Here is a 25,228-nt window from a genome sequence, read left to right as displayed (position 1 = left end):
TCGCCGGGCACCACAAGGGCTACCAGGCTCCCCGGACGGGGCCAAGGTCGTTCGTCCAGTAGGGCGCTCCACCTTGTCCCCGTCCGGGGAGCCTGGACGGTCTGGCGACTGCCCGACGAGGAGATCCGCCCAGGCTCCAGCGCCTACCGCTTTCGCTGCCCGACCGCGAGTGGCGTGCGTCAGCTGCGGGGTAGCCGCGGGACTGCAAGCCAGCCTCCAAGCACAAGGGACACCATCACCCAGAACGGATCCTTCAGCTCCTCCGCCACGGCAGGATGCTGGCTCTTGAAGCTGAGGTACCAGGCTGTGACGAGGTAGAGAGCCGTTGGAATGCCGACGGCCTTCGCGCGCGGTTGGGTCAACATCATTGCCAGACTGAGTGCCGCCTGCGCCCAAATTTGAGCAAGCCCCCGCTGGCCCAACTCCCTCACAGTCAGGTCCCAACCCGAGACCTCGGCGATTTGGCCGTTGCCTGCGGTTTGGAGATGAGACCGGGCGCCGGTGAGGAAGCCGCTGACAGAGGTGACCGGTCGGAGGCTGTCGGCCATGGTGGTGATCGAGGCCGTGGCGCTTCCGGCGGTCCAGTCCGCCGCGGTGCCGATGAGCCTGAGGCTGTCGGCCATGGTGGTGATCGAGGCCGTGGCGCTTCCGGCGGTCCAGTCCGCCGCGGTGCCGATGAGCCTGAGGCTGTCGGCCATGGTGGTGATCGAGGCCGTGGCGCTTCCGGCGGTCCAGTCCGCCGCGGTGCCGATGAGCCTGAGGCTGTCGGCCATGGTGGTGATCGAGGCCGTGGCGCTTCCGGCGGTCCAGTCCGCCGCGGTGCCGATGAGCCTGAGGCTGTCGGCCATGGTGGTGATCGAGGCCGTGGCGCTTCCGGCGGTCCAGTCCGCCGCGGTGCCGATGAGCCTGAGGCTGTCGGCCATGGTGGTGATCGACGCCGTGGCGCTTCCGGCCAGGACATTGGTTCGGCCGCAGCCGGGATCGGGGGCCGCTGAGCTGGCGGCGGAGCCATCAGTCACAACCTCAGCATCGCTCCCGTGCGGTCCACTCATGGCCATCAGCATAAAGCGCTCCTCCGACACAGAGGGTTACGAGAGGTCGGGCGGCGCGCCCGCTTTTCGTGGCCGGGCCATCCACGGGCCACAAGGCGGTGTCATCGGGGGCCAAACCAGGCCGCGCCGGACCGCGTCGAGCAGGCGTCAGCCCGCCCTCGCGGCCGATCTTGTGCGATTCCCAAGCTGCGAGTCGGATTAGACCTTGTCCCTGAGGTGGCCGTGGGTGCGACGGCGGTCCGCGTCTTGGATCCCATGACGAACGGCCATCCGAATCACTCCGTACAGGACGAGAAAACCGATGATCCACACGGCCACGGAGGAGAGCAGGTCCCCGAGAGCGGAGCCCGACGACGCGGCTGCGAGCGAAGATTCCAAGATCATGGGCTGCACACTAGGCAGCGCTGAGCGTGGCCGCTACCCCCGTGGGTGAGCGGTACAGCCGTCCGTACAGCCAAGCGAACCTACAGAAGCAAATGAGGAGCTGCGGCAGCAGATAGATCGAGCAGATCAGCCGCAGTGGCTGACGCCGGCCGACAGCACTCTTGATCTTTGCAAGGCAGGGTCGGTGGGTGACGCTCTCCCGGCCCAGGCCGGGATGCCGAGTGGCCGTGCGATCTACGTGCGACAAGGGGTGGCCAGCAGAGGGATTCCGGGGTCAACGAGGGTCAGACCGGACAGAGGGGCTTCCGGGGCGAAAAGCAGAGCGCCGACCGGCGTTTCCGCTGATCGGCGCTCATGTAGCCCGGCGAAAGGCTATGTGGCCAGGGGCGGGGTCGAACCGCCGACCTTCCGATTTTCAGTCGGACGCTCGTACCAACTGAGCTACCTGGCCGTATCGCTCGGCTCATGCTACCCGCCAACCGGATGGGCCGCTGGCAGGGTCACACGCTCCGATACGCAGAACGCCGCGCTGGGCGCGGCGTCGGCGCTGCGGTCCTGACGGGACTTGAACCCGCGACCTCCGCCTTGACAGGGCGGCGAGCACTCCAACTGCTCCACAGGACCTAGCTTGTGTTGCTACGGCTTGCGCCGGTCGTGCCCCCAACGGGATTCGAACCCGTGCTACCGCCTTGAAAGGGCGGCGTCCTGGGCCGCTAGACGATGAGGGCGGCCCCGCCATCATTGCACATTCGCAACTTCAAGCGGACTTGCTCCCATCCGGCCCCGCCGGAGGCTTGGAAAGCATACGTGATGCGTGGTCGGTCGACAAAACCGGTATGGCCGGAGCCGCAGTTCGACGCGTAACCGCAGGTCAGGACCGGTCTAGCGCAGTCGGGTGACGCCGAAGCGGCGCTTGAGGTCGGCGATCACGTTCGGGCAGGCGGCGAGCGTCTCGCCCCGGTTGCCGCCGCCGTCGTGCAGCAGCACTACCGCGCCGGGGCGGGCGGCGGAGTGGACCCGCTTGGTGCGAACCTTCGCGCCCGGGACAGCCGCCTGGATGGCCTTGTTCGTCCGGGACAGGTCGGCCCGGATCTCGGCAACCGGCCGGCGAGCCAGCTCAAGGTCGTGCCGCCAGCTGTGGTTGCAGAGCTGGTGCCCCTCCCGGACGATGCGCCGGACCAGCTCCGGGTGGCGCTGCACCTCACGGCCGACCACGCAGAAGGTGGCGGTCACCCGGGCCGCCCGCAGTTGGTTGAGCACCTTGGGCGTCCAGGCCGGGCTGGGCCCGTCGTCGAAGGTCAGGGCCACCGGGCGTACGCCGGTGCTGCGCCGCAGGCCGGCCGGGAGCTTGGCCGGCAGCGGCCGCAGGGTGGGCTTCGGCGGCTTGGCGCGGGTGGGGCGCGGCGACGGAGTGGGCGGCACGGTCGACTCCACCGGCTGCGGCGCGCCGATGGGTGCGAGGGTGCCGTCCGGCTGGGCGCAGCCGGCCAGGGTCAGCACCATGGCGAGGGCGGACGCCAGGACGGCGCGGGCTTGCATCTGTTCGCTCCCGGAGGGGTCGGGGTAGGCGGACGCCCCGACGCTAGTGGACGCCGCTGAGGGCCGACAGCCCCGGTCAGGCTCCCGTCGCCTGGTCCAGCGAGTCACGGACCGCGACGGCGAGCGAGACCGCCTCGGTCAGGTCGCCCGGCCGCACCACCCCGGAGGGCAGAGTCTCGGCCAGCCAGCCGGGGCCGGCGGCGAGGACCAGCAGCGGGCGGCGGGGTGCGGCGAGCAGCGCGCTGAGCTGAGCCGGGTCCGCGGTGGCCCGGGTGTGCGACCAGAGCACCACAGCGGCCGGCCCGGTCCGGGTCACCGCCTCGACGAGGGCGGCCACCGGCACCCGGGCGCCGAGCATCCGGTAGGTGAGCCCGGCCTCGGCGAGCGCGGCGCCCAACGCCTCCAGCGGCAGGCTGTGCTGCTCCTCATCGGCGCAGGAGAGCAGGATCCGGGCCGGTCCGCCGGCCGCGGCGGCCCGGCTGCTCGCCGCGAACGCCTCCGACACGCAGCGGGAGACGAGGTGTTCCACCTCGATCAGGCCGCCGGTGGCGGCGTGCCGGTCACCGATGCCGACGAGGACCGGGCGCAGCAGGTGATCCCAGGTTTCGACCACTCCGCCGGCGGCCAGGGCCTGCGCGATCGTCTCGCTGATCGCCGCCGCGTCCAGCCGCATGGCGGCCCGGGCCAGCCCTCTGGCGGCCGGGCCGGCACGGCCTACCGGGATGGTTCCGCCGCCGTCGCGAGCCGGCGGGCGGATCCGGCTCCGGGTGACGGCGTCGGCGGGCGTGGGATCGGGCGTCTGGCGGGCCCAACGGGCCGCCTCGGCGGGGCTGACCCCCTCGGCGGTGAGCCGTCGCATGATTTCGAGCCGGGCCAGGTCGGCCGGCGTGTACCGGCGGTGGTGGCCCGGGATGTGCTCGCTGGGACCGAGCCCGTAGCGCTGGTGCCAGGTGCGCAGCGTGGTGACCGCGACCCCCAGCCGGCGTGCGACCGCGCCCGCGCTCAGCGCGTCATCGGCCACCTGACCGCTCCGCCGCGTCATCCGCCGACGATCCGGAGGGGGTCACGGCCGGGTCGGGTGCGCCGGACGTCGACTCCGAGGGGCGCAGCAGCCGGTTCACCACCCCACCCAGCCAGGGTGCGTACGACCGGGGGTCCCGGTCGAGCTCGGCCTCCAGGGCGGCGGGGTCGGCCCAGCGCAGCTCGGCCACCTCGTCCGGGTCGGGTAGCAGCGGTGCGGCGGGGCGGAACTCGCCGCGCAGGACGTGGTCGTACTCGAACTCGACCCGCCCGGTGGCCGGGTCCTCGGCGTAGTACACGTAGACACCCACCTCGGTCAGCTCGACCGGGCCGGTGCCCAGCTCCTCGCGCAGCCGCCGGTTGGCCGCCTCGGCGAGCGGTTCGCCAGGTTGGGGGTGGCCGCAGCAGGAGTTGGCCCAGCGCAGCGGGAACCGCGTCTTGACCGCTGCCCGCCGCTGGAGCAGCACCTGACCGTCCGGGTCCACCAGCAGCACCGAGAAGGCCCGGTGCAGATGCCCTGGCGGCTGGTGGGCGGCGGCGACGGTGATCTCGCCGCGGGCGCGGCCGGCGTCGTCCACCAGCTCGACGAGGTGCTCCTCGCGGTTGCTCACCGGCCCTCCCCGGTGATCCGGCCGGCGGCCAGCTTGCCGGAGATCAGCACCATCGGCACGCCGACCCCGGGCTGGGTGCCGGAACCGACGAAGACCACGTTCGACAGGTCGCGGTGCAGGTTCGACGGGCGGAACGGACCGGTCTGGAAGAGGGTGTGCGCGGCGGCGAACGGGGTCCCGGCGGCCATGCCCTGCTCCGCCCATTCGGCTGGCGTGATCGCCCGCAGCACCTCCACCCCGGCGCCGAAGCCGACGTAGCCGCGCTCCTCCAGGGTGCCGATCAGCTGGTCGCCGTAGCGCCGGGTCAGGTCGCCACGCCATTCGAACGGGGCCCGGTCGAGGTTGGGCACCGGGGCGAGCACGTAGTAGGTGTGCCGGTCCGGTGGAGCCACCGACGGATCGGTCCGGCTCGGGTTGGTGACCAGCAGCGACGGGTCGGTCATCAGCTCGCCCCGGCGGATGACCTCATCGAAGGTGCCCTTCCACGCGCGCCCGAAGTGGATGTTGTGGTGGGCGATCTTCGCATATCCCTGCCGTGACCCGACGTGCAGGACGACGCAGGACGGCGAGTAGGTGAGCCGGCGCTGGCGGGCTGCGGGGAGCAGGTCCCGGTACGCGACCGGCAGGTCGGGGTTGAGCACCACCACGTCCGCCGGCACCAGCTCGCCGTCGGCGGTGAGTACGCCGGTGGCCCGGCCGTTCGCGGTCTCCACCCGGGTCACCGTGGTGTCGTACCGGATCTGCACGCCGTGTTTCTCGGCGGCGCCGGCCATCGCCCGGGAGACGGCGTGGATGCCGCCGCGCGGGAAGTAGACCCCGGCCACCGAGTCGAGGTACGCGATGACCGCGTAGATGGCCAGCGCGTCGTGTGGGGCGAGCCCGGCGTACATCGCCTGGAAGGAGAAGATCCGCTGGGTGCGCGGGTCGCGGAAGAACTGGTTGATCTTCGTCTGGAGTCGGCGGAATGCGCCGCCGGCGAGCAGCTTGAGCAGGTTGCCGGTGATCAGGTCGGTCGGCGCGTCCAGGTTGCGCTCGATGAAGTCGGCCCGCTCCAGCCGCCACAGCTCCCGCGCGTAGTCGACGAAGCGCAGGTAGCCGTCGGCCTCGCGGGGCCCGCAGACCCGGGAGATCTCGGCCGCCATCCGGGTGGTGTCGGTCAGCACGTCGAGGGTCGAGCCGTCCGGGTAGTACGCCCGGTAGGCCGGGTCGAGTGGCGTCAGGTCTAGCCAGTCGCGCAGCTCCTCCCCGACCGCGCCGAGCGCTTCGGCGATCAGCTCGGGCATGGTGAGCACGGTCGGGCCGGTGTCGAACTCGTAGCCGTCCGCGGTGAGCCGCCCGGCCCGCCCGCCCGGCACCGGCTCCCGTTCCAGCACGGTCACCTGCCGGCCGCTGCCGGCCAGGTGCAGCGCGCAGGCCAGCCCACCCAACCCGGCGCCGACGACCACCACCCGATCCGTCCGTCCCGTCACCGTCCGCACGCGGCCACCTCCTTGGAGAAGTCGTTCATCAGGCCCGCCGGTTGGTGGCGGCGGTGGCCAGCCCGGTCAGCGCGGTTCGTGCCGTCCGGTCCAGTGGGGTGGCGTCGAGCGCGGCCAGCGCGTCACCAACCCGCTCGGCGATCATCCGCTCCACCCGGGCCACCGCCCCGGTGTCGGCGATCAGCTCGGCCAGCCGGTCGACCCGGCCCTCGCCGGCCCGGTCCAACTCCCTGAGCTGGGCCGGGGTGGCCAACTGCCGGGCCAGCATGAGCAACGCGGTCGGCTTGCCGGTGCGCAGGTCGTCGCCGGACGGCTTGCCGGTGGCGGCCGGGTCGCCGTAGGCGCCGAGCAGATCGTCGCGGAGCTGGAACGCCTCGCCGACGGCCAGGCCGTAGCGGGTGTACGTGGCGGCCAGCGGGTCATCGGCGGACACCCCGGCCAGGCAGGCGCCGTAGAGCAGCGGTCGCTGGACCGTGTAGCTGGCCGTCTTGTAGCGGGCCACCCGCAGCGCGCGATCGATCGACCAGTTGGCCACGTCGTTCTCGCCGAGCACGTCCAGATACTGCCCGGCGATCGTCTCCACCCGCATCTGGTCGTAGCACCGGCGGACCTCGAACAGTCGGGCCGGCGCCACGCTGGCACACGCCAGCAGCCGATCGGCCCAGACCATGCAGAGATCGCCGATGAGCACCGCGACCGCTTCGCCGAACCGGCCGGGGTCGCCCCGGTGGCCGGCGGCGACGTGTTTCGCGGCGAGGGCGACATGGGTGGTGGGCCGGCCGCGGCGGGTGGTGGAGGAGTCCATGACGTCGTCGTGCACGAGCGCGAAGGTGTGCAGCAGCTCGAGGGCGGCCAACGCGGGCAGCACCGGTGGCAGTGGCTCGCCGCCACCGACGGCCCCGCGCCAGCCCCAGTACGCGAAGGTGGGCCGGATCCGCTTGCCGCCGGCCAGCACGGCTGTTCGCGCGGAGGCCGCGAATTCGCCCATCGCCGCGTCGATCTCGGCGAGCGAGTCGACCTCGGCGGTGAGGAAGGTGGTCAGAGTGTCGTCCACCGCCGTGATCAGGTCCTGGGTGTACGCGGCCAGCACGGCGCGGACCGGATTGTCCCCATCGCCCGGCCGTGCCGGCGCCACGCGGATCGCGCTACCGGCAACTGCTTCGTTGGCCATGCGGCCGAGCGTACCCTAGGCTTACGAGTTGCGTCGATTGGTGCGTCGATAAACGAGGAGGGCCGGTGGACCCAGATCTCACCGCTGCCTATGACCGGTGCCGTGAGCTGCACAGGCGCCACGGTCGCACCTACTATCTCGCCACCAGGCTGCTCCCCGCCTGGAAACGGCGGCACGTGCACGCGCTCTACGGATTCACCCGCTACGCCGACGAGATCGTGGACCGGACCGAGGACCTGCCGCCGGCCGAGCGGGCCGCCCGGCTGGACTACTGGGCCAGCCGCTTCATGGCGGGCCTGCACGGCGCGTCGGTCGACGACCCGCTGCTGCCGGCCGTGCTGCACACGATCGCCGTCTTCAATCTAGACCGGAACGACTTCGCATCGTTCCTGAAGAGCATGGCGATGGACCTGACGGTCACCGCGTACCCGACCTACGACCATCTGCTCGACTACATGGAGGGCTCTGCGGCGGTCATCGGCACCATGATGCTGCCGATCCTGGGCAGCTCCGACCCGGTCGCGGCCCGGGAGCCGGCTCGGCAGCTCGGCTTCGCCTTCCAGCTCACGAACTTCATCCGGGACGTCGCCGAGGACCTCGACCGGGGCCGCACCTACCTGCCGGACGAGGACCTGGCGAAGTTCGGCGTCACAAACGACGAGCTGGTCCACGCCCGCGCCCGGGGTCGCGGGACACCCCGGATCCGCGAGCTGATCGAGTACGAGGTGACCCGGGCCCTGGCGCACTACGCCGCCGCCGCGCCCGGCATCACCATGCTCGCGCCGGCCTCGCAGGCCTGCATGCGCACCGCGTACGCCCTCTACGGCGGCATCCTGGACGAAGTGGCCGCGCAGGGATACGACGTCTTCGCCCGGCGGGCCCTGGTGCCGCAGCGGCGCAGGATGGCGGTGGCCGCCCGCGCCCTGCTCACCTCGGCCGGCACCCCGGTCGCCATCCCCGGCCCGAAAGGAAGGGCACCTTATTAACGCCTGGTGTTGTACAAGGGGCCCTTCCTAACGGTCGGTCACAGGCACGAGTGCAGCGCCTCGACCAGCTCGTCCACCCGGTCGTGCTCGGCCAACTGCGCCGTGGCGTACGCGAAGGTGTATCCGCGCTCCGGGTCGGCCCACGCGCTGCTGCCGCCGATGCCGCCCATGCCCCAACTGCCGTCCGGCTCCCACTGCATGCCCAGCGTCCACTGGACCGGACGGTCCAGCACCAGATCCGGCCCGTCGTACTGGACCCGGGTCGCCTCGGCCACCAGCTCCGGGCTGACCAGCCGGACGCCGTCCAGGACACCGCCGGCGAGCAGGCCGGCGTAGAGCCGGGCCAGGCCGGACGCGGTGGCGTGCAGGTTGACCGCGGGCACCTCGGCACCGCGCCAGAGCGGGCTGTTGAGCATGGCCAGGTCCCGTCCGCCGGGTGGGTTGTCCATCGAGCGGGCACGCAGCGAGCCGGGCTCGCCGAGCATCCTCGTCGGCCACTCCGGGTCGCCGTAGCGCAGGTCCGCACAGCGCCGCTGATCGGCCTCGGACAGCCCGAAGCCGAGGTCGATCAGCCACCGGCCGGCGATCTCCTCGGCCAGGAATCGGCCCACCGACCGGCCGTCCATCCGGCGGACCAGCTCGCCCACCAGGTGCCCGTACGTCCAGGCGTGCTCTCCGGCCACCGAGCCGGGCGCCCACTCGGGGTCGGCGGCGGCGAGGTCGCCGGTCAGCAGCGCCCAGTCGGCGATGGCGGTGGCCGGTCGGGGCACCGGGAAGGCCGGCAGCCCGGCGGTGTGCGACAACACCTGACGCACGGTGGCCGGGGTGCGGAACTCCGGCCAGTATCGGGCGACCGGCGCGTCGAGATCGACCCGACCCCGGTCGACCAGCATCAACAGGCAGAGCGCGGCCACCGGCTTGCCCACCGAGTAGACGTTGACAAGCGTGTCCGGTCGCCACGGGTCGCCGCCGGCCGGGCGGTCGGCCCCACCGCTGGATCCGGCGGTGGTGCGGGAGCCGCCGATCAGGTCGATCACCGGATGGCCGTCGTACCAGACGTTCAGGCTGGCGCCGGTCTCCCGACCGGTGGTGAGCAGGTCGTGGAAGCAGTCCCGGACCGGGGCGAAGCGTGCGTGCATCCGGCCACCGTAGGCGTTCCGGCCCGGGCGTGCGCGCCGACTTTTCCCGGACCTCGGGTGGTCGGGGCCGGGTCGCTGGGGGATGCTGTCGGGGTGGCGGAGCCGGAGCTGGTGGATGTGGTCGTGGTCGGGCTCGGGGTCGGCGGCGAGGAGGTGGCCGGACGGCTCGCCGAGGCCGGCCTGAGCGTCGTCGGCGTCGAACGGGACCTGGTCGGCGGGGAGTGCCCGTACTGGGGCTGCATCCCGAGCAAGATGATGATCAGAGCAGCCAACGCGCTCGCCGAGGCACGTCGGGTCGACGGGCTGGCTGGTACGGCGCAGGTTCAGCCGGACTGGGCGCCGGTGGCGAAGCGGATCCGCGAGGAGGCCACCGACACCTGGGACGACACGGTCGCGGTGCGGCGGTTGACGGCTCGCGGTGGCCGGTTCGTGCGGGGCAGCGGCCGACTCGACGGTCCGGGCCGGGTCCGGGTGGGCGACCAGGTGTTTCAGGCCCGGCACGGGATCGTGCTGGGCACCGGCACCCGACCGTCGGTGCCACCGATCGAAGGTCTGGCCGACACTCCGTACTGGACCAACCACCAGGCGATCGAGGTCGAGCAGCTGCCAGAGTCGCTGCTGGTGCTCGGCGGCGGCGCCATCGGGTTGGAGCTGTCGCAGGTCTTCGCACGGTTCGGGGTGCGGGTCACGGTGGTGGAGGCGCTGGACCGGGTGCTGGCCGTCGAGGAACCGGAGGCGTCCGAGGCGGCCGCCGCGGCGCTGCGCGCCGACGGCGTGGAGATCCACACGGGGGTACGAGCTGAGCGGGTCGAGCACGACGGGAGCCGGTTCACCCTGCACGGCGTCGGCGGGGCGGAGTTCACCGCCGACCGGCTGCTGGTGGTGACCGGCCGCCGGGCACACCTGGACGAGTTGGGGCTGGACACGGTCGGCGTGGACGCCGCCCAGCGCTACCTGCCGGTGGACGATCGGTTGCACGTCACCGATGGCATCTGGGCGGTCGGTGACGTGACCGGCGAGGGTGCGTTCACCCACATCGCCATGTACCAGGCGGCGATCGTGATCGCGGACGTGCTGGCCCAGGCCCGGCAGGCGAACGCGGGGCCGGACGCCAGCGGCACCGCCAGCGTGGTCGGCGGCGCGATGGGCGCGGCCAGTTCGCTGGGCGCGAGCGGGTCGAGCGGATCCGCGGGCAGTGTGCCGCGCGCCGACTACCGTGCGCTGCCCCGGGTCACCTTCACCGACCCCGAGGTCGGCGCGGTCGGGCTGACCGAGCGGCAGGCCCGGGAGCGCGGCATCAACGTGCAGGTCGGGTTCACCAAGCTGGGAAGCTCGACCCGGGGCTGGATCCACCGGGTCGGCGACGAGGAGTTCATCAAGCTGATCGCGGACGCCGACCAGGGCGTGCTGATCGGTGCGACCTCGGTCGGCCCGGCGGGCGGCGAGGTGCTCTCCGCGCTGGTGGTGGCGGTGCACGCGGCCGTGCCGCTGAGCCAGCTCCGGCACATGATCTACGCCTATCCGACGTTCCACCGGGCCATCGAGGATGCCCTGCGCAACCTGCGGTGACGTGTGCCCAACGGTCACCCATCCGTCCGTGGGCGCAACATCCGACCGAAGCGGCGTGACACCCGGGTAACTGGGCCGAGCCATCAGCGCGCAGCGAAGAAGCAACTACCCGGCACTTCGCTGTTCATTTCTTTCATTTCGGTGACGTACGATTGCGGCCGTGACCAAGCGGTTGACTGAAGTTGCCAAGAAGGCGGGCGTCAGCGAGGCCACCGTCAGCCGGGTGCTCAACGGTCGGGACGGAGTCTCCGCGGCGACCCGGACGGCCGTGCTGACCGCGTTGGACGTGCTCGGCTACGAGCGGCCGACCAAGTTGCGCGGCGAGCGTGCCCGGCTGGTCGGGCTGGTGTTGCCCGAGTTGCAGAACCCGATCTTCCCGGCGCTCGCCGAGGTGGTCACCGGATCGCTCGCCCAGCGTGGCTACACCCCGGCGCTCTGCGCCCGCACCATCGGTGGCGTCTCCGAGATGGACTACGTGGAGATGCTCCTCGACCACCAGGTCTCCGGGGTGATCTTCGCCGGTGGCTCGTACGCTTTGGCCGACGCGCGGCACGACCACTACCGGCGGCTGACCGACCGGGGCCTGCCGGTGGTGCTGGTGAACGCGGGAGTGGACGAGCTGGGCTTCCCCCGGGTCTCCACCGACGACGCGGTGGCGGTGGAGCAGGCGTACGGGCACCTGCGCTCGCTGGGGCACGAGCGGATCGGGATGGTGCTCGGCCCGGAGGGGCACGTGCCGTCCCGACGCAAGCTGGACGCGATGATCCGCGCCGCGGGCTGGACCGACGACACGGAGTACGTCGAGCGCTCCAGCTTCTCCATGGAGGGGGCGCGGGTCGCCGCCACGAAGCTGGTGGAGCGTGGCGTCACCGGGATCATCTGCGCCAGCGACGTGCTGGCACTGGGCACCATCCGGGCCGCGCGCCGCCTGGGTCGTGTGGTGCCGACCGACGTGTCGGTGGTGGGTTACGACGACTCGGCCTTCATGACGTGCACCGATCCGCCGTTGACCACCGTGCGACAGCCGATCGAGACGATGGGGCAGGCCGCCGTGGACCTGCTGGTCACCCAGATCGAGGGCGCCGGCGTACTGCAGGACGAGTTGCTCTTCGAGCCCGAGCTGGTGGTACGCGGTTCCACCGCCCCCGCGCCGGGCCGCTGACTGGCCCTCCCGGCGCGCCTGCGCCGGGACACGCAGCGCTCCTCCGAGCCCCTGAGACGACGCTCTGGCCGTCGACCGCTTCTCGCGGTCGGCGGCCGTTCTCGTTGTTGCTCGAATCCCGCAGGGACGGCCCGGTCTGCTGATGGGCCATAAGGGAGCAAAAGCCGTCAACTCCGGCTCGTTTCGAGGCTCTGTCGACATCTGCCGTTAGAAAGTCGTGTCCTTTCACAACAGGATCGATACCTTGCCGGAATGAGTCGGCCTCGTTACAGTGACTCCACTCACACGTGGCTCCGGCGCAGTTACCGGCGGTCAGGTCGCATCACCGCAGCTCATCGAACGTCATGGAGACACCCGTTCCCGAAGGGATGGACAGATGTCCGTACCGCAATACCGAAAGGCTGCGGCGTTAGCGCTCGTGGCCGGCCTGGGGTTCAGCCTCACGGCATGCTCCACGAAGAGCGACGACAAGGACACGAGCGCAGGCGGCAAGGTCACCATCACGGTCGACTGCCAGCCCGTCGGCGCTCAGAAAGAGCTGTTGAAGAACTGGAACGATGATGTCGCCGAGTTCCAGCGGCTGAACCCGAACATCGTCATCAAGAGCGTGAGCGTCGGCGAGCAGTGCAACAACCCGCCGGACTTCACCGCCCGCCTCGCCGGCGGCACAGTCACCGACGTGTTCTACGGGTACATGACCGATCTCCAGCAGGTGCTCGACTCCGGTCAGGCCATGGACATCACCTCGCAGGTCAGCAAGGACACCATCCCCACCTGGGACGGCGTCGACCCGGCGCTCAAGGGCGTCTTCACCGACGGCGGCAAGCTCTACGCCGTCCCGGTGAAGAACTACTCGATGGGTCTGGTCTACAACAAGGTCCTGTTCCAGCAGGCCGGGCTCGACGTCAACAACCCGCCGAAGACCTGGGCCGACGTCCGGGCCGCCGCCAAGAAGATCTCCGCGCTCGGCAACGGCATCGCGGGCTACTCGGAGTACAGCGCCGGCAACACCGGCGGCTGGCACTTCACCTCCCTGCTCTACTCGCAGGGCGGCCAGGTGCTGACCCCGGATGGCAAGAAGGCCGACTTCAACAACCCCATGGGTAAGCAGGTCCTGCAGAACATCAAGGACATGCGGTACGGCGACAACAGCATGGGTGCCCGTCAGCTGCTCCAGTGGGGCGACCTGCTGACCAACGCCGGCGCCGGCAAGGTCGGCATGTTCATCGGCGCGCCGGACGCCACCCAGGCGATCGTCAGCCAGTTCCAGGGCAAGTTCCAGGACTGGGCGATGGCCCCGCTGCCCGGCCAGGACGGCGCGGCGAAGGGGACGCTCGGTGGTGGCGAGGGCTACTTCTTCAAGAAGGACCTCACCCCCGAGCAGGTCAAGGCCGGTCTGAAGTGGATCGCGTACCAGAAGCTCACCCCGGGCAAGGGTCAGTTCGACTACGTCCGGGCCAAGCCGCAGAACTACCCGGTGGGTCTGCCCCAGCCGCTGCTCTTCGCCAACGGCAGCGACGCGCAGAAGCAGGAGCTCGAACTGCGTAAGGCCAACGCGAACGTCGACACGGCGAACTTCGCGCTCTTCGAGGCGACCCCGGTGCCGATCAAGGGTGAGCCGCGCAACGCACAGGCGATCTACGCGGTGCTCGACGCCGCGATGTCCGGTGTGCTGACGAACCCGAACTCGAACATCGACGCGCTGCTCAAGACGGCCGAGGAGAAGGTCAACCAGCTCCTGGCTGCCGAGAGCTGATCCGGTCAGGTGGGGGCCGGTACGCCGATCCGGCCCCCACCCCATCCGCGCCACACCCTCCGGTCACTGACTCACCAGGAGTTGCCTTGGCGATCACCACCGTCCCGGGTACCACCAGAAAGCCGGGACGTCCCACGCCGCCCCACACCGGGCCGCAACGTACGAGCCTCGGCCGCAAGGTGCGGGACAACCTCACCGGTCACGCGTTCCTGATCGGGGCGGTGCTCTGCTTCGTCGTCTTCTCCTGGTACCCGATGGTCCGCGGCATCGTGATGAGCTTCCAGCGCACGCGACGCGGCGAGACCACCTGGGTGGGCTGGGACAACTACTCCCGCATCATCGCCGACCCCAGCTTCTGGCCCGCCTGGCAGAACACGCTCTACTTCACACTGCTCGCGCTCGTCCTCGGGTACGCGGTGCCGTTCTTCGTGGCGATCCTGCTCAACGAGTTCCGCCACGCCAAGGGGTACCTGCGGATCCTGGTCTACCTGCCGGTGATGCTGCCGCCGGCCTCGGCGCTGTACCTCTTCAAGTTCTACGCGTACGACCCCAGCGAGGCGGGCCTCTTCAACGCGATCCTCAAGGCGCTGCACCTGCCCACGTCTCAGTGGATGCAGTCCCCCGAGATGACGATGCCGGCGATGGTGCTCGCGTCGACCTGGATGAACATGGGCGGCGCCGTGCTGATCTACCTGGCGTCGCTGCAGAACATCCCGGGCGAACTCTACGAGGCTGCCGAGCTCGACGGCGCCGGGATCTGGAAGCGGATCCGGCACGTCACGATCCCGCAGACCCGGCTGATCCTCGCGCTCCTGGCGATGATCCAGATCGTCGCCACGATGCAGCTCTTCATCGAGCCGCTGATCCTCGCCAACGGCGCGGGCGCGGAGGATTCCGCGACCTCCGTGGCGTACCTCATCTACCAGCACGGCTTCTTCCAGAACGACCTCAACGGCGCCGCGGCGCTCGGCGTGCTCATGCTCGTGGTGCTGGCCGGCTTCTCCGCCGCCTACCTGCGGTTGAGCGCGAAACAGGACTAGGACGGGCGAGACATGGCACAGGACTCCGGCACCCGGACCCTCATCTCTCACGCGCAGCTCCGCCGTGGGCGCGGCAGGTTCATCTACTGGGCTCTGCTCACCGTCGTCGTCGTGGGCTTCACGCTCGTCTTCCTCGGGCCGCTCTACTGGATGGTCACCGGCGCGCTCAAGTCCGGTCAGGAGATCGCCCAGACTCCGCCGTCGCTGTTTCCGGAGGACCCGCAGCCGCAGAACTACATCGACGCCTGGAACAACCTGGCCCTCGCCAAGCTGCTGTTCAACACGTTCTACTACGCGGCCGGCGCGGTGGTGTTCCAGCTCGTCCTCGACACCGCCGCCGCGTACTCCCTGTCCAAACTGCGGCCGATGTTCGGCAACGTGATCCTCGCCCTGATGCTGGCGACGCTGATGATTCCGGCGATGGTGCTCATCGTCCCGCAGTACGTGACCGTGATCGACCTGCCGATCCTGCACATCAACCTGCTCGACTCGCCGTTCGCGATCTGGCTGCCCCTGGTCGCGAACGCTTTCAACATCTTCCTGCTGAAGCGGTTCTTCGACTCGATTCCCGAGGAGCTGATGTCCGCCGCCCTGGTGGACGGGGCGACGCCGCTGCGCACGCTGTGGTCGATCATCCTGCCGATGTCGCGTCCGATCCTCGGCGTAGTCTCGATCTTCGCCGTGACGGCGGTCTGGAAGGACTTCCTGTGGCCGAAGCTGGTCATGCCGTCGCCCGAGACCCGGACCGTCAGCGTCGGCATCTACGCCTTCGCGGGTGGCACGCCCATGAACGTGGTCATCGCCGCGTCGGTCATCGCCGCGATCCCGACCGTCATCGTCTTCCTGATCTTCCAGCGGAACATCATGTCCGGTCTGACCACAGGCAGCCTCAAGGGATAACGACCAGCGCAACCTCCCGTGGCGAACAACGGCCGTTCGCCCGACACACTCTCAGGTCCGGCGAACCCGCCGACGTACTGAAACAGAAAGCAGGTGCTCGTGTCCACAGCAGACAGCAGTCCGTGGTGGCGTGGAGCGGTGATCTACCAGGTGTATCCGCGTAGCTTCGCCGACGGCAACGGCGACGGCGTCGGCGACATCGCGGGCATCCGGTCCCGGCTGAATCACCTGTCCGCGCTTGGCATCGACGCGATCTGGTTCAGTCCCTGGTACCCCTCCCCGATGGCCGACGCCGGCTACGACGTGTCCGACTACCGGGACATCGACCCCGTCTTCGGCACTCTCGCCGAGGCGGAGGCGCTGATCTCGGAGGCACACGCGCTCGGCATCCGCACCATCGTCGACGTGGTGCCCAACCACTGCTCGGACGCGCACCCGTGGTTCCAGGCCGCGCTCGCCGGCGGGCCCGGCGCGCCGGAGCGGGACCTGTTCTGGTTCCGCCCGGGCCGAGGTCCGAACGGCGACCAGCGGCCCACCGACTGGGTCGGTGAGTTCGGCGGCCCGACCTGGACCCGGACCACCAACCCGGACGGCACCCCCGGCGACTGGTACCTGCACCTGTTCGCTCCCGAACAGCCGGACTTCAACTGGGACCACCCCACGGTGCGAGCCGAGTTCGAGGACATCCTGCGGTTCTGGTTCGACCGGGGCGTGGACGGCATTCGGATCGACTCGGCCGGGCTGCTGGTCAAGGACGGGACGCTGCCCGAGGTCCGCCCGGACCAGCCGCACCCGTTCCGTGACCTCGACGGGGTGCACGACGTCTACCGGGGCTGGCGGCGGGTCGCCGACGAGTACCCCGGCGACCGGGCCCTGATCGGTGAGGTGTGGATGCCGGACCGGCAGCGGTTCGCCAACTACCTGCGTCCCGACGAGCTGCACGCCGCGTTCAACTTCGACTTCCTCGGCTGCGCCTGGGACGCCTCGGCCCTGCGCGAGAGCATCGACGGGACGCTGAGCGCGCACGCGCCGGTCGGCGCGCCGGCCACCTGGGTGCTCTCCAACCACGACGTCACCCGGCACGTGACCCGCTACGGCCGGGCGGACACCACGTTCAGCTTCGCCGCCAAGCGCGAGGGGATCCCCACCGACCTGGAGTTGGGCACCCGCCGCGCTCGGGCCGCCGCGCTGTTGTCGCTGTCGCTGCCCGGCGCCGCCTACATCTACCAGGGCGAGGAGCTGGGGCTCTGGGAGGTCGAGGACATCCCGTACGCGCTGCGCCAGGACCCGATGTGGGAACGCTCCGGCCGGATCGACCCCGGTCGGGACGGCTGCCGCGTGCCGCTGCCGTGGGCCGGTGACGAGCCCCCGTTCGAGTTCAGCCCCGACGGCGCCGCAGCGCCATGGCTGCCCCAGCCGGCCGACTGGAAGGACCGCACGGCCCAGGCGCAGACCGGCGACTCTGCCTCGATGTTGGAGCTGTACCGGGCGGCGATCCAGATCCGGCGGGCCGACCCGGCGCTCGGCGACGGCGAGATGAGCTGGCTGCCCGCCCCGGACGGCGTGCTCGCCTTCAGCCGTGGCGGTGGCTTCCGCTGCCTGGTCAACCTCACCGACGCACCGGTGCCGCTGCCCGGTGACGGGGACCTGCTGCTGGCCAGCGGGCCACTCGACGAGGGCCTGCTGCCGTCGGACACCGCCGTCTGGCTGCGTACCGCCGAAGCCGCGGACGAGCCGCGCGCGACGAACAGACCCGGCCTGACCTGATCGCCGTGGTGCCGGCGGCCCGTCCCGGCCGCCGGCACCACACCACCCATCCCGGCACCGCGCCGGCCGACGGAAGAAAGGAGGAACGACGGGGGAAACGCCACGCCGCACGGACACGGGGGGATCTGGCCTGCCTGACGAAAGGGAGAGCGCAGCTCATGGCCAACCACACCACCGGCACCCCGCACCATCTCCGACACCCGACCCGGGCAGGGTTGGCCGCCATCGCCGCCACCCTGCTCGCCGCGACATCGCTGACCGCCGTCGCGATCACCGGCACCGCGACCCCGGCCTCGGCAGCCGGGCTGTCCCCCTTCGACATCCCCGGCCGGGGCGCCACCGTCCCGTTCGTCGAGCACGAGGCCGAGAAGGCCGCCCACAACGGCACGAAGATCGGCCCGGACCGGCGCTACGGCAGGCTGCCGTCCGAGGCGTCCGGCCGCGAGGCGGTCACCCTCGACTCCGTCGGCGAGTACGTCGAGTTCACCCTCACCGCCCCCGCCAACGCGGTCACCTTCCGGCACAGCCTGCCGGACAGCCCGGCCGGCACCGGCCGGGACGCCGCCATCGACCTGCGGGCCAACGGGAGCCTGCTGAAGTCGGTCCCGGTCACCTCCAGGTACGGCTGGTACTACGGCGGCTACCCGTTCAACAACAACCCGGGCGACACCAACCCGCACCACTTCTACGACGAGACCCGGGCGATGTTCGGCAGCACCTACCCGGCCGGCGCCAAGATCCGGTTGCAGGTCTCCTCGACCGCCCAGTCGCCAAGCTTCACCATCGACCTGGCCGATTTCGAGCTGGTCGGCGGGCCGATCGACAAGCCCACAGGTGTGCTCGACGTGGTCACCGACTTCGGTGCCGACCCGAGCGGCGCGACCGACTCGACCGCGAAGTTTCAGGCGGCGGTCGACGCCGGAAAGGCCCAGGGCCGGGCGGTCTGGATCCCGACCGGCACCTTCACCCTCTGGGACCACGTGGTGGTCGACGGGGTGACCCTGCGCGGCGCCGGCCCGTGGTATTCGGTACTCGGCGGCCGGCACCCCACCGACCGCAAGCGGGCCGCCGGCATCTACGGCAAGTACGTCCCCGGCGGTGGCTACACCGGCGCGGTCCGTCCGCACGAGGCCGGCGGGCCGAGCCGCAACGTGACACTGCGGGACTTCGCCATCATCGGTGACATCCGGGAACGGGTGGACGACGACCAGGTCAACGCGCTGGGCGGGGCGATGACCAACTCGGTGGTGGACAACCTCTGGCTGGAGAACACCAAGGTCGGGGCCTGGATGGACGGCCCGATGGACAACTTCACGATCCGTAACAGCCGGATCCTGGACCAGACCGCCGACGGGGTGAACTTCCACACCGGCGTGACCAACTCGACGGTCACCAACACGTTCGTCCGCAACACCGGCGACGACGCGCTCGCGATGTGGGCGCAGAGCGTGCCGAACGTCAACAACTCCTTCACGCACAACACAATCGGCGTGACCCTGCTGGCGAACCACCTGGTCAGCTACGGTGGCCGGGACATCAAGATCACCGACAACGTGACGGCCGACTCGCTGACCAACGGTGGCGGCATCCACGTCGCCAACCGCTACCCCGGCGTGCAGGGGGCCACCGGAGTCCAGGGCACCTGGACGATCGCCCGGAACACGCTGATCCGCAACGGCAACTCGGACTACAACTGGAACTTCGGCGTCGGGGCGATCTGGTTCTCCGCACTCAACGAGGCGTTCCAGAACCCCACCATCAACATCACCGACACCGACATCCTGGACAGCTCGTACGCGGCGCTGCACTGGATCGAGGGGCAGACCAACGGGATCAACCTCAACAACGTACGGATCGACGGCGCTGGCACGTACGCCCTCCAGGTGCAGGCACCCAGCCAGGTGTCGTTCACGAACGTGCGGGCCACCAACATCGCGCAGAGCAACCCGATCCACAACTGCGTGGGCGGCGGCTTCCAGATCACCCAGGGCGCCGGCAACTCCGGCTGGTTCACCCCGACCCCGTACTGCGGCCCGTGGCCCGACCCGCAGTGGGGCGGTGGACCCAGCACCCCGCCGACCACGCCGCCACCGACCACTCCGCCACCGACCACGCCACCGCCTGCCGGCGGAAACCTGGCGCTGAACCGGCCGGCGACCGCCACCAGCACCAACCAGAGCTACACCGCGGCGAACGCGGTGGACGGCAACGCGGCCACCTACTGGGAGAGCGCCAACAACGCCTTCCCGCAGACGGTGACCGTCGACCTGGGCTCGGCACGGTCGGTCGACCGGGTGGTGCTCAAGCTGCCCCCCGGGTGGGAGCGCCGTACCCAGACCCTGTCCGTGCTCGGCTCCACCGACGGGTCGTCGTACGCCACCCTGGCAGCCTCCGCCGGCCGGGTCTTCGACCCCGGCACGGGCAACAGCGTGTCGATCGGTCTGCCCGCCGGTGACCGTCGCTACATCCGGTTGAGCATCACCGGCAACACGGGCTGGCCAGCCGCGCAGCTCTCCGAGGTCGAGGTGTACGGCGGCACGCCGACGACCCCGCCGCCCACCACTCCGCCCCCGACCACACCGCCCCCGACCACACCGCCACCCACCGGCAACCTGGCGGCCGGTCGGCCGGTCACCGAGACCAGCCACGCCGACGTGTACGCCGCGCCGAACGTGGTGGACGGCAACGCGGCCACCTACTGGGAGAGCGCCAACAACGCCTTCCCGCAGTCGGTGACCGTGGACCTGGGAACCGCCCGGTCGGTGTCCCGGGTCGTGCTGAAGCTGCCGCCCGCGTCGGCCTGGCAGACCCGCACCCAGACGCTGTCGGTGCTCGGCTCCACCAACGGCTCGTCGTTCACCACCCTGAAGCCGTCCGCCGGCTACACCTTCAACCCGGCCAGCGGCAACACGGTCACGGTGACGTTCACGGCGACCAGCCAGCGGTACCTGCGGCTGACCGTCACCGGCAACAGCGGCTGGCCCGCCGGTCAGCTCAGCGAGTTCGAGGTCTACTCCAGCTAGGCCGGCGGCCCCCGCCCAGCCGGGGCGGGGGCACCGGCTCCGGGCACCACACCCCACCCACCCCCGAAAGAGGTGTAGCGACCCCATGTCCAGCAACGGCACCAGACGCGGCACGCCGCCATCCGGCGCGCCCAGTTCCGTCCCCCGAACCACCCGCACCGGCCAACGGCGGCTGCTCGCCGGAGTGCTCGCCGGAACGCTCCTCGTCACCGCCCCGGTCGTCACCCCCGCGGCCAGCGCGGCACCGGTGGCCGACCCGTCCGCGGCCGCCGCGCGGGTGGCCATGCTCGCCGGGCTCTCCGCCACCATGACCGCCAGCAGCCACAACCAGAACTACGTGGCGGGCAACGCCAACGACGGCAACGCGGACACCTACTGGGAGAGCGCCAACAACGCGTTCCCGCAGTGGATCCAGGCTGACCTCGGCGGCACGGTCAGCGTGGACCGGGTGGTGCTCAAGCTGCCGCCCGCGTCGGCCTGGCAGACCCGCACCCAGACGCTGTCGGTGCTCGGCTCCACAAACGGTTCGTCGTTCACCACCCTGAAGGCGTCCGCCGGCTACACCTTCAACCCGGCCAGCGGCAACACCGCGACCGTCAGCTTCACCGCGGCCAGCACCCGCTACGTGCGGGTGCAGGTCACCGGCAACACCGGCTGGCCGGCCGCCCAGTTCTCCGAGGTCGAGGTCTACGGCGCCGTCGGCAGCCCCGACACGCAGGCCCCCAGCGTCCCCGGCAACCTGGCGTACACCCAGCCCGCGAGCGGGCAGATCCGGCTCACCTGGTCCGCGTCCACGGACAACGTCGGGGTGACCGGGTACGACATCTACGCCAACGGCGGACTGCGCGGCAGCGTCAACGGCTCGACCCTGACGTACACCGACAGCCAGCCGGACAGCGCCACGGTCTCCTACCAGGTCCGGGCCAAGGACGCGGCGGGCAACCAGTCGGCGAACAGCAACACCGTGACCCGGACCGGCACCGGCAACCCGCCGGTCGGCACCAACCTGGCGGTCGGCAAGCCGATCACCGCCTCCGGGTACGTGCACACGTTCGTGGCCACCAATGCCAACGACAACAACGTGGCCACCTACTGGGAGGGCAACGGCAACCCGAGCACGCTGACCGTGCAGCTCGGCGCGAACGCGAGCCTCAGCCAGATCGTGCTGAAGCTGAACCCGGACGCCGTCTGGGGGCCGCGTACCCAGAACATCACTGTGCTCGGTCGCGACCAGGGCTCGTCGAGCTTCACCACACTGGTCGGCGCGGCGAACTACAGCTTCAACCCGGCCAGTGGCAACACTGTGACCATCCCGGTCTCCGGTGCGGCGGCCGACGTGCGGCTCTCGATCGCCTCGAACACCGGTGCCCCGGCCGGCCAGGTGGCCGAGTTCCAGGTCATCGGCACGCCGGCACCGAACCCGGACCTGACCGTGACCGGCATGTCGTTCACGCCGTCCGCGCCGGTCGAGACGAGCACCATCACGCTCTCGGCGACCGTACGCAACGCGGGCTCGGCGTCCTCCGGTGCCACCAACGTCAACTTCTACCTGGGCGCCACCCGGGTCGGCACCGCGACGGTCGGCGGCCTGGCTGCCGGCGCCTCGACCACGGTCAACGCCAACATCGGCACGCGCGACGCGGGCAGCTACCCGCTCAGCGCCAAGGTCGACGAGTCGAACACCGTCGTCGAGCAGGACGACACCAACAACAGCTACACCAACCCCAGCCCGCTGGTGGTCAGCGCGGTCGCCAGCTCCGACCTGGTCGCCTCCGCGGTCGACTGGTCACCCGGCAACCCGCCGCCCGGCAGCACTGTGAACTTCTCCGTGTCGATCCGCAACGCCGGCAACCAGGCGTCCGCGTCCGGTGCGCACGGCATCACCCTTACCGTGCTCAACGAATCCGGCGCCGTGGTCCGCACCCTGACCGGCTCGTACTCCGGAGTGATCAACGCCGGCGCGACGGTCGGCCCGATCAGCCTGGGCACCTGGACCTCCGCGAACGGCAGGTACACCGTCCGGGTGGTGCTCGCCGTCGACGGCAACGAGCTGCCGGTCAAGCAGACCAACAACACAAGTGACCGTCCGCTCTTCGTGGGGCGCGGCGCCAACCTCGGCTACGACATGTACGAGGCCGAGGACGGCACGACCGGCGGGGGCGCCGGGCAGGTCGGGCCCAACCGGGACATCGGCAACCTCGGTGGCGAGGCGTCCGGACGCCGGGCGGTGACCCTGAACAGCACAGGCTCGTACGTCGAGTGGACCACCCGCGCGGCGACCAACACCCTGGTCACCCGCTTCTCCATCCCCGACGCGCCGGGCGGCGGGGGCATCGACTCGACGCTGAACATCTACGTCAACGGCACCCTGCACAAGCCGATCAACCTGACCTCCAAGCACATCTGGCTGTACGGCGCGGAGGCCGGCCCGAGCGACTCGCCGAGCGCCGGCCCGCCCCGGCACCTGTACGACGAGGCGAACGTGATGCTGAACTCGACAATCCCTGCCGGCAGCAGGATCCGTTTGCAGAAGGACCCGGCCAACACCACCACGTACGCGATCGACTTCATCAACCTGGAGCTGGTCGCACCGCGCGCCAACCCGGACCCGGCCCGGTACCGGGTGCCGACCGGTTTCAGCCACCAGGACGTGCAGAACGCGCTGGACGCGGTTCGCATGGACACCACCGGCAACCTGATCGGTGTCTACCTGCCGGCCGGCACGTACGAGACCGCACAGAAGTTCCAGGTGTACGGCAAGCCGATAACCGTGGTCGGCGCGGGCATGTGGTACACCCGCTTCCAGACGCCGACCGGTCAGCAGAACACCGACGCGGGCTTCCGGGTGGAGTCCTCGGCCAGCGGGTCGTCCTTCGCGCACCTGGCCTTCTTCGGCAACTACACCAATCGGATCGACGGGCCGGGCAAGGTCTGGGGTGAGCTGAAGGACGTCGACAACATGACACTGGACAGCGTCTGGGTCGAGCACACCGTCTGCGCGTACTGGGGGGTGAGCGTCAGCGGGCTGACCATCCGCAACAGCCGCTTCCGCAACACCTTCGCCGACGGTGTGAACCTGACCAACGGCAGCACCAACAACCTGGTCACCAACACCGAGGGGCGGTCGAACGGCGATGACGCGTTCGCCCTCTTCTCGGCCACCGACCAGGGTGCGTCGACAGGCAACAACGGCAACGTGTTCGAGAACCTCTCGGCCACGCTGACCTGGCGGGCGGCCGGGCTGGCGGTCTACGGCGGCTACAACAACATCTTCCGCAACCTGTACATCGCGGACATGTTGACGTACTCGGGGATCACCATCAGCTCGCTGGACTTCGGTTACCCGTTCATCGGGTTCGGGGCCAGCCCGCCGACCCAGTTCCAGAACATCTCGCTGATCCGGGCCGGTGGGCACTTCTGGGGCTCCCAGACATTCCCCGCGATCTGGGTCTTTTCCGCCTCGAAGGAGTTCCGCGGCATCCGGGTGTCCGACGTGGACATCGTCGATCCGACGTACACCGGGATCATGTTCCAGACCAAGTACAACGGGTCGCAGCCGGAGAACCCGATCACCGACACGGTCTTCACCAACGTCTCGATCAGCGGTGTCCGCAAGAGCGGTGACGCGTACGACGCGAAGTCCGGGTTCGCGATCTGGGCCAACGAGATGCCGGAACCCGGTCAGGGTCCGGCGGTCGGCTCGGTCACCTTCAACAACCTGCGGTTGACCAACAACTACCAGGACATCCGCAACACCACGACAACCTTCACCATCAACCGCAACTGAGCTGGCCGGTAGCTGACGCCGCCGGGGGGTGCACCCCTCCCGGCGGCGTCGCGCCGTGTCGGCCCTCGCCCGCGGCGAACCGGGCCGCGCCGGCCGCCGCGTCCGTGGCCAGTGAGTTCATCCCGTACGCCAACTCGGCCGCCAGCGCCTCCGGCTCTCCTCGCCCCGCGCCGGCCAGCACCGCCGCCCGGTCGTTGCGCAGGCAGGTCTGCGGATGCCGGGCGATCGCCGCCGCCAGCTCCTCGGCCGCGGCCCGCGCCTGCCCGGGGGCCACCACCCGGTTGATCAGACCCATCGCGTACGCCTCGTCCGCCGGCACCGGCCGGCCGGTGAGGATCAGATCCATAGCACGACTCTCACCTATCAGCCGGGGCAGCCGGACCGTGCCGCCGTCGATCAGCGGCACCCCCCAGCGGCGGCAGAACACACCGAGCGTCGCGTCGGACTCGGCGACCCGCAGGTCGCACCAGAGTGCCAACTCCAGCCCGCCCGCCACCGCGTACCCGGAGATCGCCGCGATCACCGGCTTGCTCAGCGCCATCCGGGTCGGGCCCATCGGGCCGTCCCCCTCCGGCTCGACCCGGTTGCCGCTCGGCGTGCCGATCGCCTTCAGGTCGGCGCCGGCACAGAACGTGCCGCCGGCTCCCCAGAGCACGGCGACCGACGCGTCGGGGTCGGCGTCGAAGGCCCGAAAGGCGTCGGCCAGCGCCCGCGCGGTCGGCCCGTCGACGGCGTTGCGGGCCGCCGGTCGGTCCAGTACCACTGTCGTCACCGGCCCGGCGCGTTCCACCCGTACACCCATCGGCCCAGCATGCCCGCCATCCGCCGGTCCCGCAGACCCCCA

General features: G+C 70.6%; 17 protein-coding genes and 3 tRNA genes. 9 read left to right on the top strand and 11 right to left on the bottom strand.

Features of this window, described 5'->3' with window-relative positions:
* Window positions 1-179 precede the first annotated feature (179 nt).
* From GA0070607_RS11645 to GA0070607_RS11600, 9 genes are all read right to left on the bottom strand, one after another.
* Complete coding sequence (locus GA0070607_RS11645) at window positions 180-1,064, bottom strand: hypothetical protein (protein WP_089018220.1); 885 nt, start codon at window positions 1,062-1,064, stop codon at window positions 180-182.
* Between the two features lie 749 nt (window positions 1,065-1,813).
* A tRNA-Phe gene (locus GA0070607_RS11635) sits at window positions 1,814-1,887 on the bottom strand.
* A gap of 99 nt (window positions 1,888-1,986) precedes the next feature.
* Window positions 1,987-2,060: transfer RNA gene (locus GA0070607_RS11630), tRNA-Asp, on the bottom strand.
* 31 nt (window positions 2,061-2,091) lie between these two features.
* Window positions 2,092-2,164 (bottom strand) — tRNA-Glu (locus tag GA0070607_RS11625).
* A gap of 154 nt (window positions 2,165-2,318) precedes the next feature.
* The gene (locus GA0070607_RS11620) at window positions 2,319-2,975 is read right to left on the bottom strand and encodes a polysaccharide deacetylase family protein (RefSeq protein ID WP_089018218.1); all 657 of its coding nucleotides are present in this window, start codon (window positions 2,973-2,975) and stop codon (window positions 2,319-2,321) included.
* 76 nt (window positions 2,976-3,051) lie between these two features.
* A complete protein-coding gene (locus GA0070607_RS11615; RefSeq protein WP_089021799.1) occupies window positions 3,052-3,996 on the bottom strand; it encodes a MerR family transcriptional regulator in 945 nt (314 codons plus the stop codon).
* Complete coding sequence (gene idi / locus GA0070607_RS11610; protein ID WP_089018217.1) at window positions 3,986-4,606, bottom strand: isopentenyl-diphosphate Delta-isomerase; 621 nt, start codon at window positions 4,604-4,606, stop codon at window positions 3,986-3,988. Before idi ends, GA0070607_RS11615 begins: the two co-directional genes overlap by 11 nt.
* Window positions 4,603-6,084 carry a phytoene desaturase family protein gene (gene crtI, locus GA0070607_RS11605; protein ID WP_089018216.1) on the bottom strand — a complete coding sequence of 494 codons (1,482 nt, stop codon included), beginning with the start codon at window positions 6,082-6,084 and terminating at the stop codon, window positions 4,603-4,605. Before crtI ends, idi begins: the two co-directional genes overlap by 4 nt.
* A gap of 28 nt (window positions 6,085-6,112) precedes the next feature.
* Window positions 6,113-7,255, bottom strand: a complete 1,143-nt coding sequence (locus tag GA0070607_RS11600; protein ID WP_089018215.1) for a polyprenyl synthetase family protein — start codon at window positions 7,253-7,255, stop codon at window positions 6,113-6,115.
* A gap of 65 nt (window positions 7,256-7,320) precedes the next feature.
* On the opposite strand from GA0070607_RS11600, the gene GA0070607_RS11595 reads away from it, so the two are divergent.
* Window positions 7,321-8,241 (top strand): phytoene/squalene synthase family protein, encoded by a 921-nt coding sequence (locus GA0070607_RS11595; protein ID WP_089018214.1) that lies wholly within the window; start codon window positions 7,321-7,323, stop codon window positions 8,239-8,241.
* 38 nt (window positions 8,242-8,279) lie between these two features.
* Here GA0070607_RS11595 and GA0070607_RS11590 read toward each other — a convergent pair whose 3' ends face one another.
* On the bottom strand, window positions 8,280-9,380 hold the full coding sequence (locus tag GA0070607_RS11590) for a serine hydrolase domain-containing protein (protein WP_089018213.1): 1,101 nt from the start codon (window positions 9,378-9,380) through the stop codon (window positions 8,280-8,282).
* Between the two features lie 93 nt (window positions 9,381-9,473).
* Here GA0070607_RS11590 and GA0070607_RS11585 point away from each other — a divergent pair, with 93 nt between their 5' ends.
* The 8 genes from GA0070607_RS11585 (at window position 9,474) to GA0070607_RS11550 (ending at window position 24,384) form a co-directional block, all read left to right on the top strand.
* Window positions 9,474-10,949 (top strand): dihydrolipoyl dehydrogenase family protein, encoded by a 1,476-nt coding sequence (locus tag GA0070607_RS11585; protein WP_089018212.1) that lies wholly within the window; start codon window positions 9,474-9,476, stop codon window positions 10,947-10,949.
* A gap of 160 nt (window positions 10,950-11,109) precedes the next feature.
* Entirely contained in the window at window positions 11,110-12,111 is a 1,002-nt protein-coding gene (locus GA0070607_RS11580; RefSeq protein WP_089018211.1) for a LacI family DNA-binding transcriptional regulator, read from the top strand.
* Window positions 12,112-12,487: 376 nt separating this feature from the next.
* Window positions 12,488-13,867 carry an ABC transporter substrate-binding protein gene (locus GA0070607_RS11575; protein ID WP_089018210.1) on the top strand — a complete coding sequence of 460 codons (1,380 nt, stop codon included), beginning with the start codon at window positions 12,488-12,490 and terminating at the stop codon, window positions 13,865-13,867.
* A gap of 86 nt (window positions 13,868-13,953) precedes the next feature.
* Window positions 13,954-14,907 (top strand): carbohydrate ABC transporter permease, encoded by a 954-nt coding sequence (locus GA0070607_RS11570; protein ID WP_089018209.1) that lies wholly within the window; start codon window positions 13,954-13,956, stop codon window positions 14,905-14,907.
* 12 nt (window positions 14,908-14,919) lie between these two features.
* On the top strand, window positions 14,920-15,807 hold the full coding sequence (locus GA0070607_RS11565; protein WP_089018208.1) for a carbohydrate ABC transporter permease: 888 nt from the start codon (window positions 14,920-14,922) through the stop codon (window positions 15,805-15,807).
* A gap of 99 nt (window positions 15,808-15,906) precedes the next feature.
* Window positions 15,907-17,574, top strand: a complete 1,668-nt coding sequence (locus tag GA0070607_RS11560) for a glycoside hydrolase family 13 protein (protein ID WP_089021798.1) — start codon at window positions 15,907-15,909, stop codon at window positions 17,572-17,574.
* Between the two features lie 158 nt (window positions 17,575-17,732).
* A complete protein-coding gene (locus GA0070607_RS11555; protein ID WP_089018207.1) occupies window positions 17,733-20,597 on the top strand; it encodes a galactose-binding domain-containing protein in 2,865 nt (954 codons plus the stop codon).
* A gap of 85 nt (window positions 20,598-20,682) precedes the next feature.
* Window positions 20,683-24,384, top strand: coding sequence for a discoidin domain-containing protein (locus tag GA0070607_RS11550; RefSeq protein WP_089018206.1), 3,702 nt, complete (start codon window positions 20,683-20,685; stop codon window positions 24,382-24,384).
* Here the strand turns inward: GA0070607_RS11550 and GA0070607_RS11545 are convergent.
* Complete coding sequence (locus GA0070607_RS11545) at window positions 24,371-25,186, bottom strand: crotonase/enoyl-CoA hydratase family protein (protein ID WP_089018205.1); 816 nt, start codon at window positions 25,184-25,186, stop codon at window positions 24,371-24,373. The two genes, GA0070607_RS11550 and GA0070607_RS11545, sit on opposite strands and share 14 nt — an antisense overlap.
* Between the last annotated feature and the right edge of the window lie 42 nt (window positions 25,187-25,228).

This window comes from Micromonospora coriariae, assembly GCF_900091455.1.
Taxonomy (GTDB): domain Bacteria; phylum Actinomycetota; class Actinomycetes; order Mycobacteriales; family Micromonosporaceae; genus Micromonospora; species Micromonospora coriariae.
Note: the sequence above shows the minus strand (reverse complement) of the source record. Positions and strands in the feature narration are given on the sequence as shown.

Coding starts and splice junctions, on each gene's coding strand:
- GA0070607_RS11545 (WP_089018205.1), bottom strand. CDS start 25,186: ATGGGTGTACGGGTGGAACGCGCCGGGCCGGTGACGACAGTGGTACTG.
- GA0070607_RS11590 (WP_089018213.1), bottom strand. CDS start 9,380: ATGCACGCACGCTTCGCCCCGGTCCGGGACTGCTTCCACGACCTGCTC.
- GA0070607_RS11555 (WP_089018207.1), top strand. CDS start 17,733: ATGGCCAACCACACCACCGGCACCCCGCACCATCTCCGACACCCGACC.
- GA0070607_RS11600 (WP_089018215.1), bottom strand. CDS start 7,255: ATGGCCAACGAAGCAGTTGCCGGTAGCGCGATCCGCGTGGCGCCGGCA.
- GA0070607_RS11620 (WP_089018218.1), bottom strand. CDS start 2,975: ATGCAAGCCCGCGCCGTCCTGGCGTCCGCCCTCGCCATGGTGCTGACC.
- GA0070607_RS11565 (WP_089018208.1), top strand. CDS start 14,920: ATGGCACAGGACTCCGGCACCCGGACCCTCATCTCTCACGCGCAGCTC.
- GA0070607_RS11645 (WP_089018220.1), bottom strand. CDS start 1,064: ATGCTGATGGCCATGAGTGGACCGCACGGGAGCGATGCTGAGGTTGTG.
- GA0070607_RS11575 (WP_089018210.1), top strand. CDS start 12,488: ATGTCCGTACCGCAATACCGAAAGGCTGCGGCGTTAGCGCTCGTGGCC.
- GA0070607_RS11550 (WP_089018206.1), top strand. CDS start 20,683: ATGTCCAGCAACGGCACCAGACGCGGCACGCCGCCATCCGGCGCGCCC.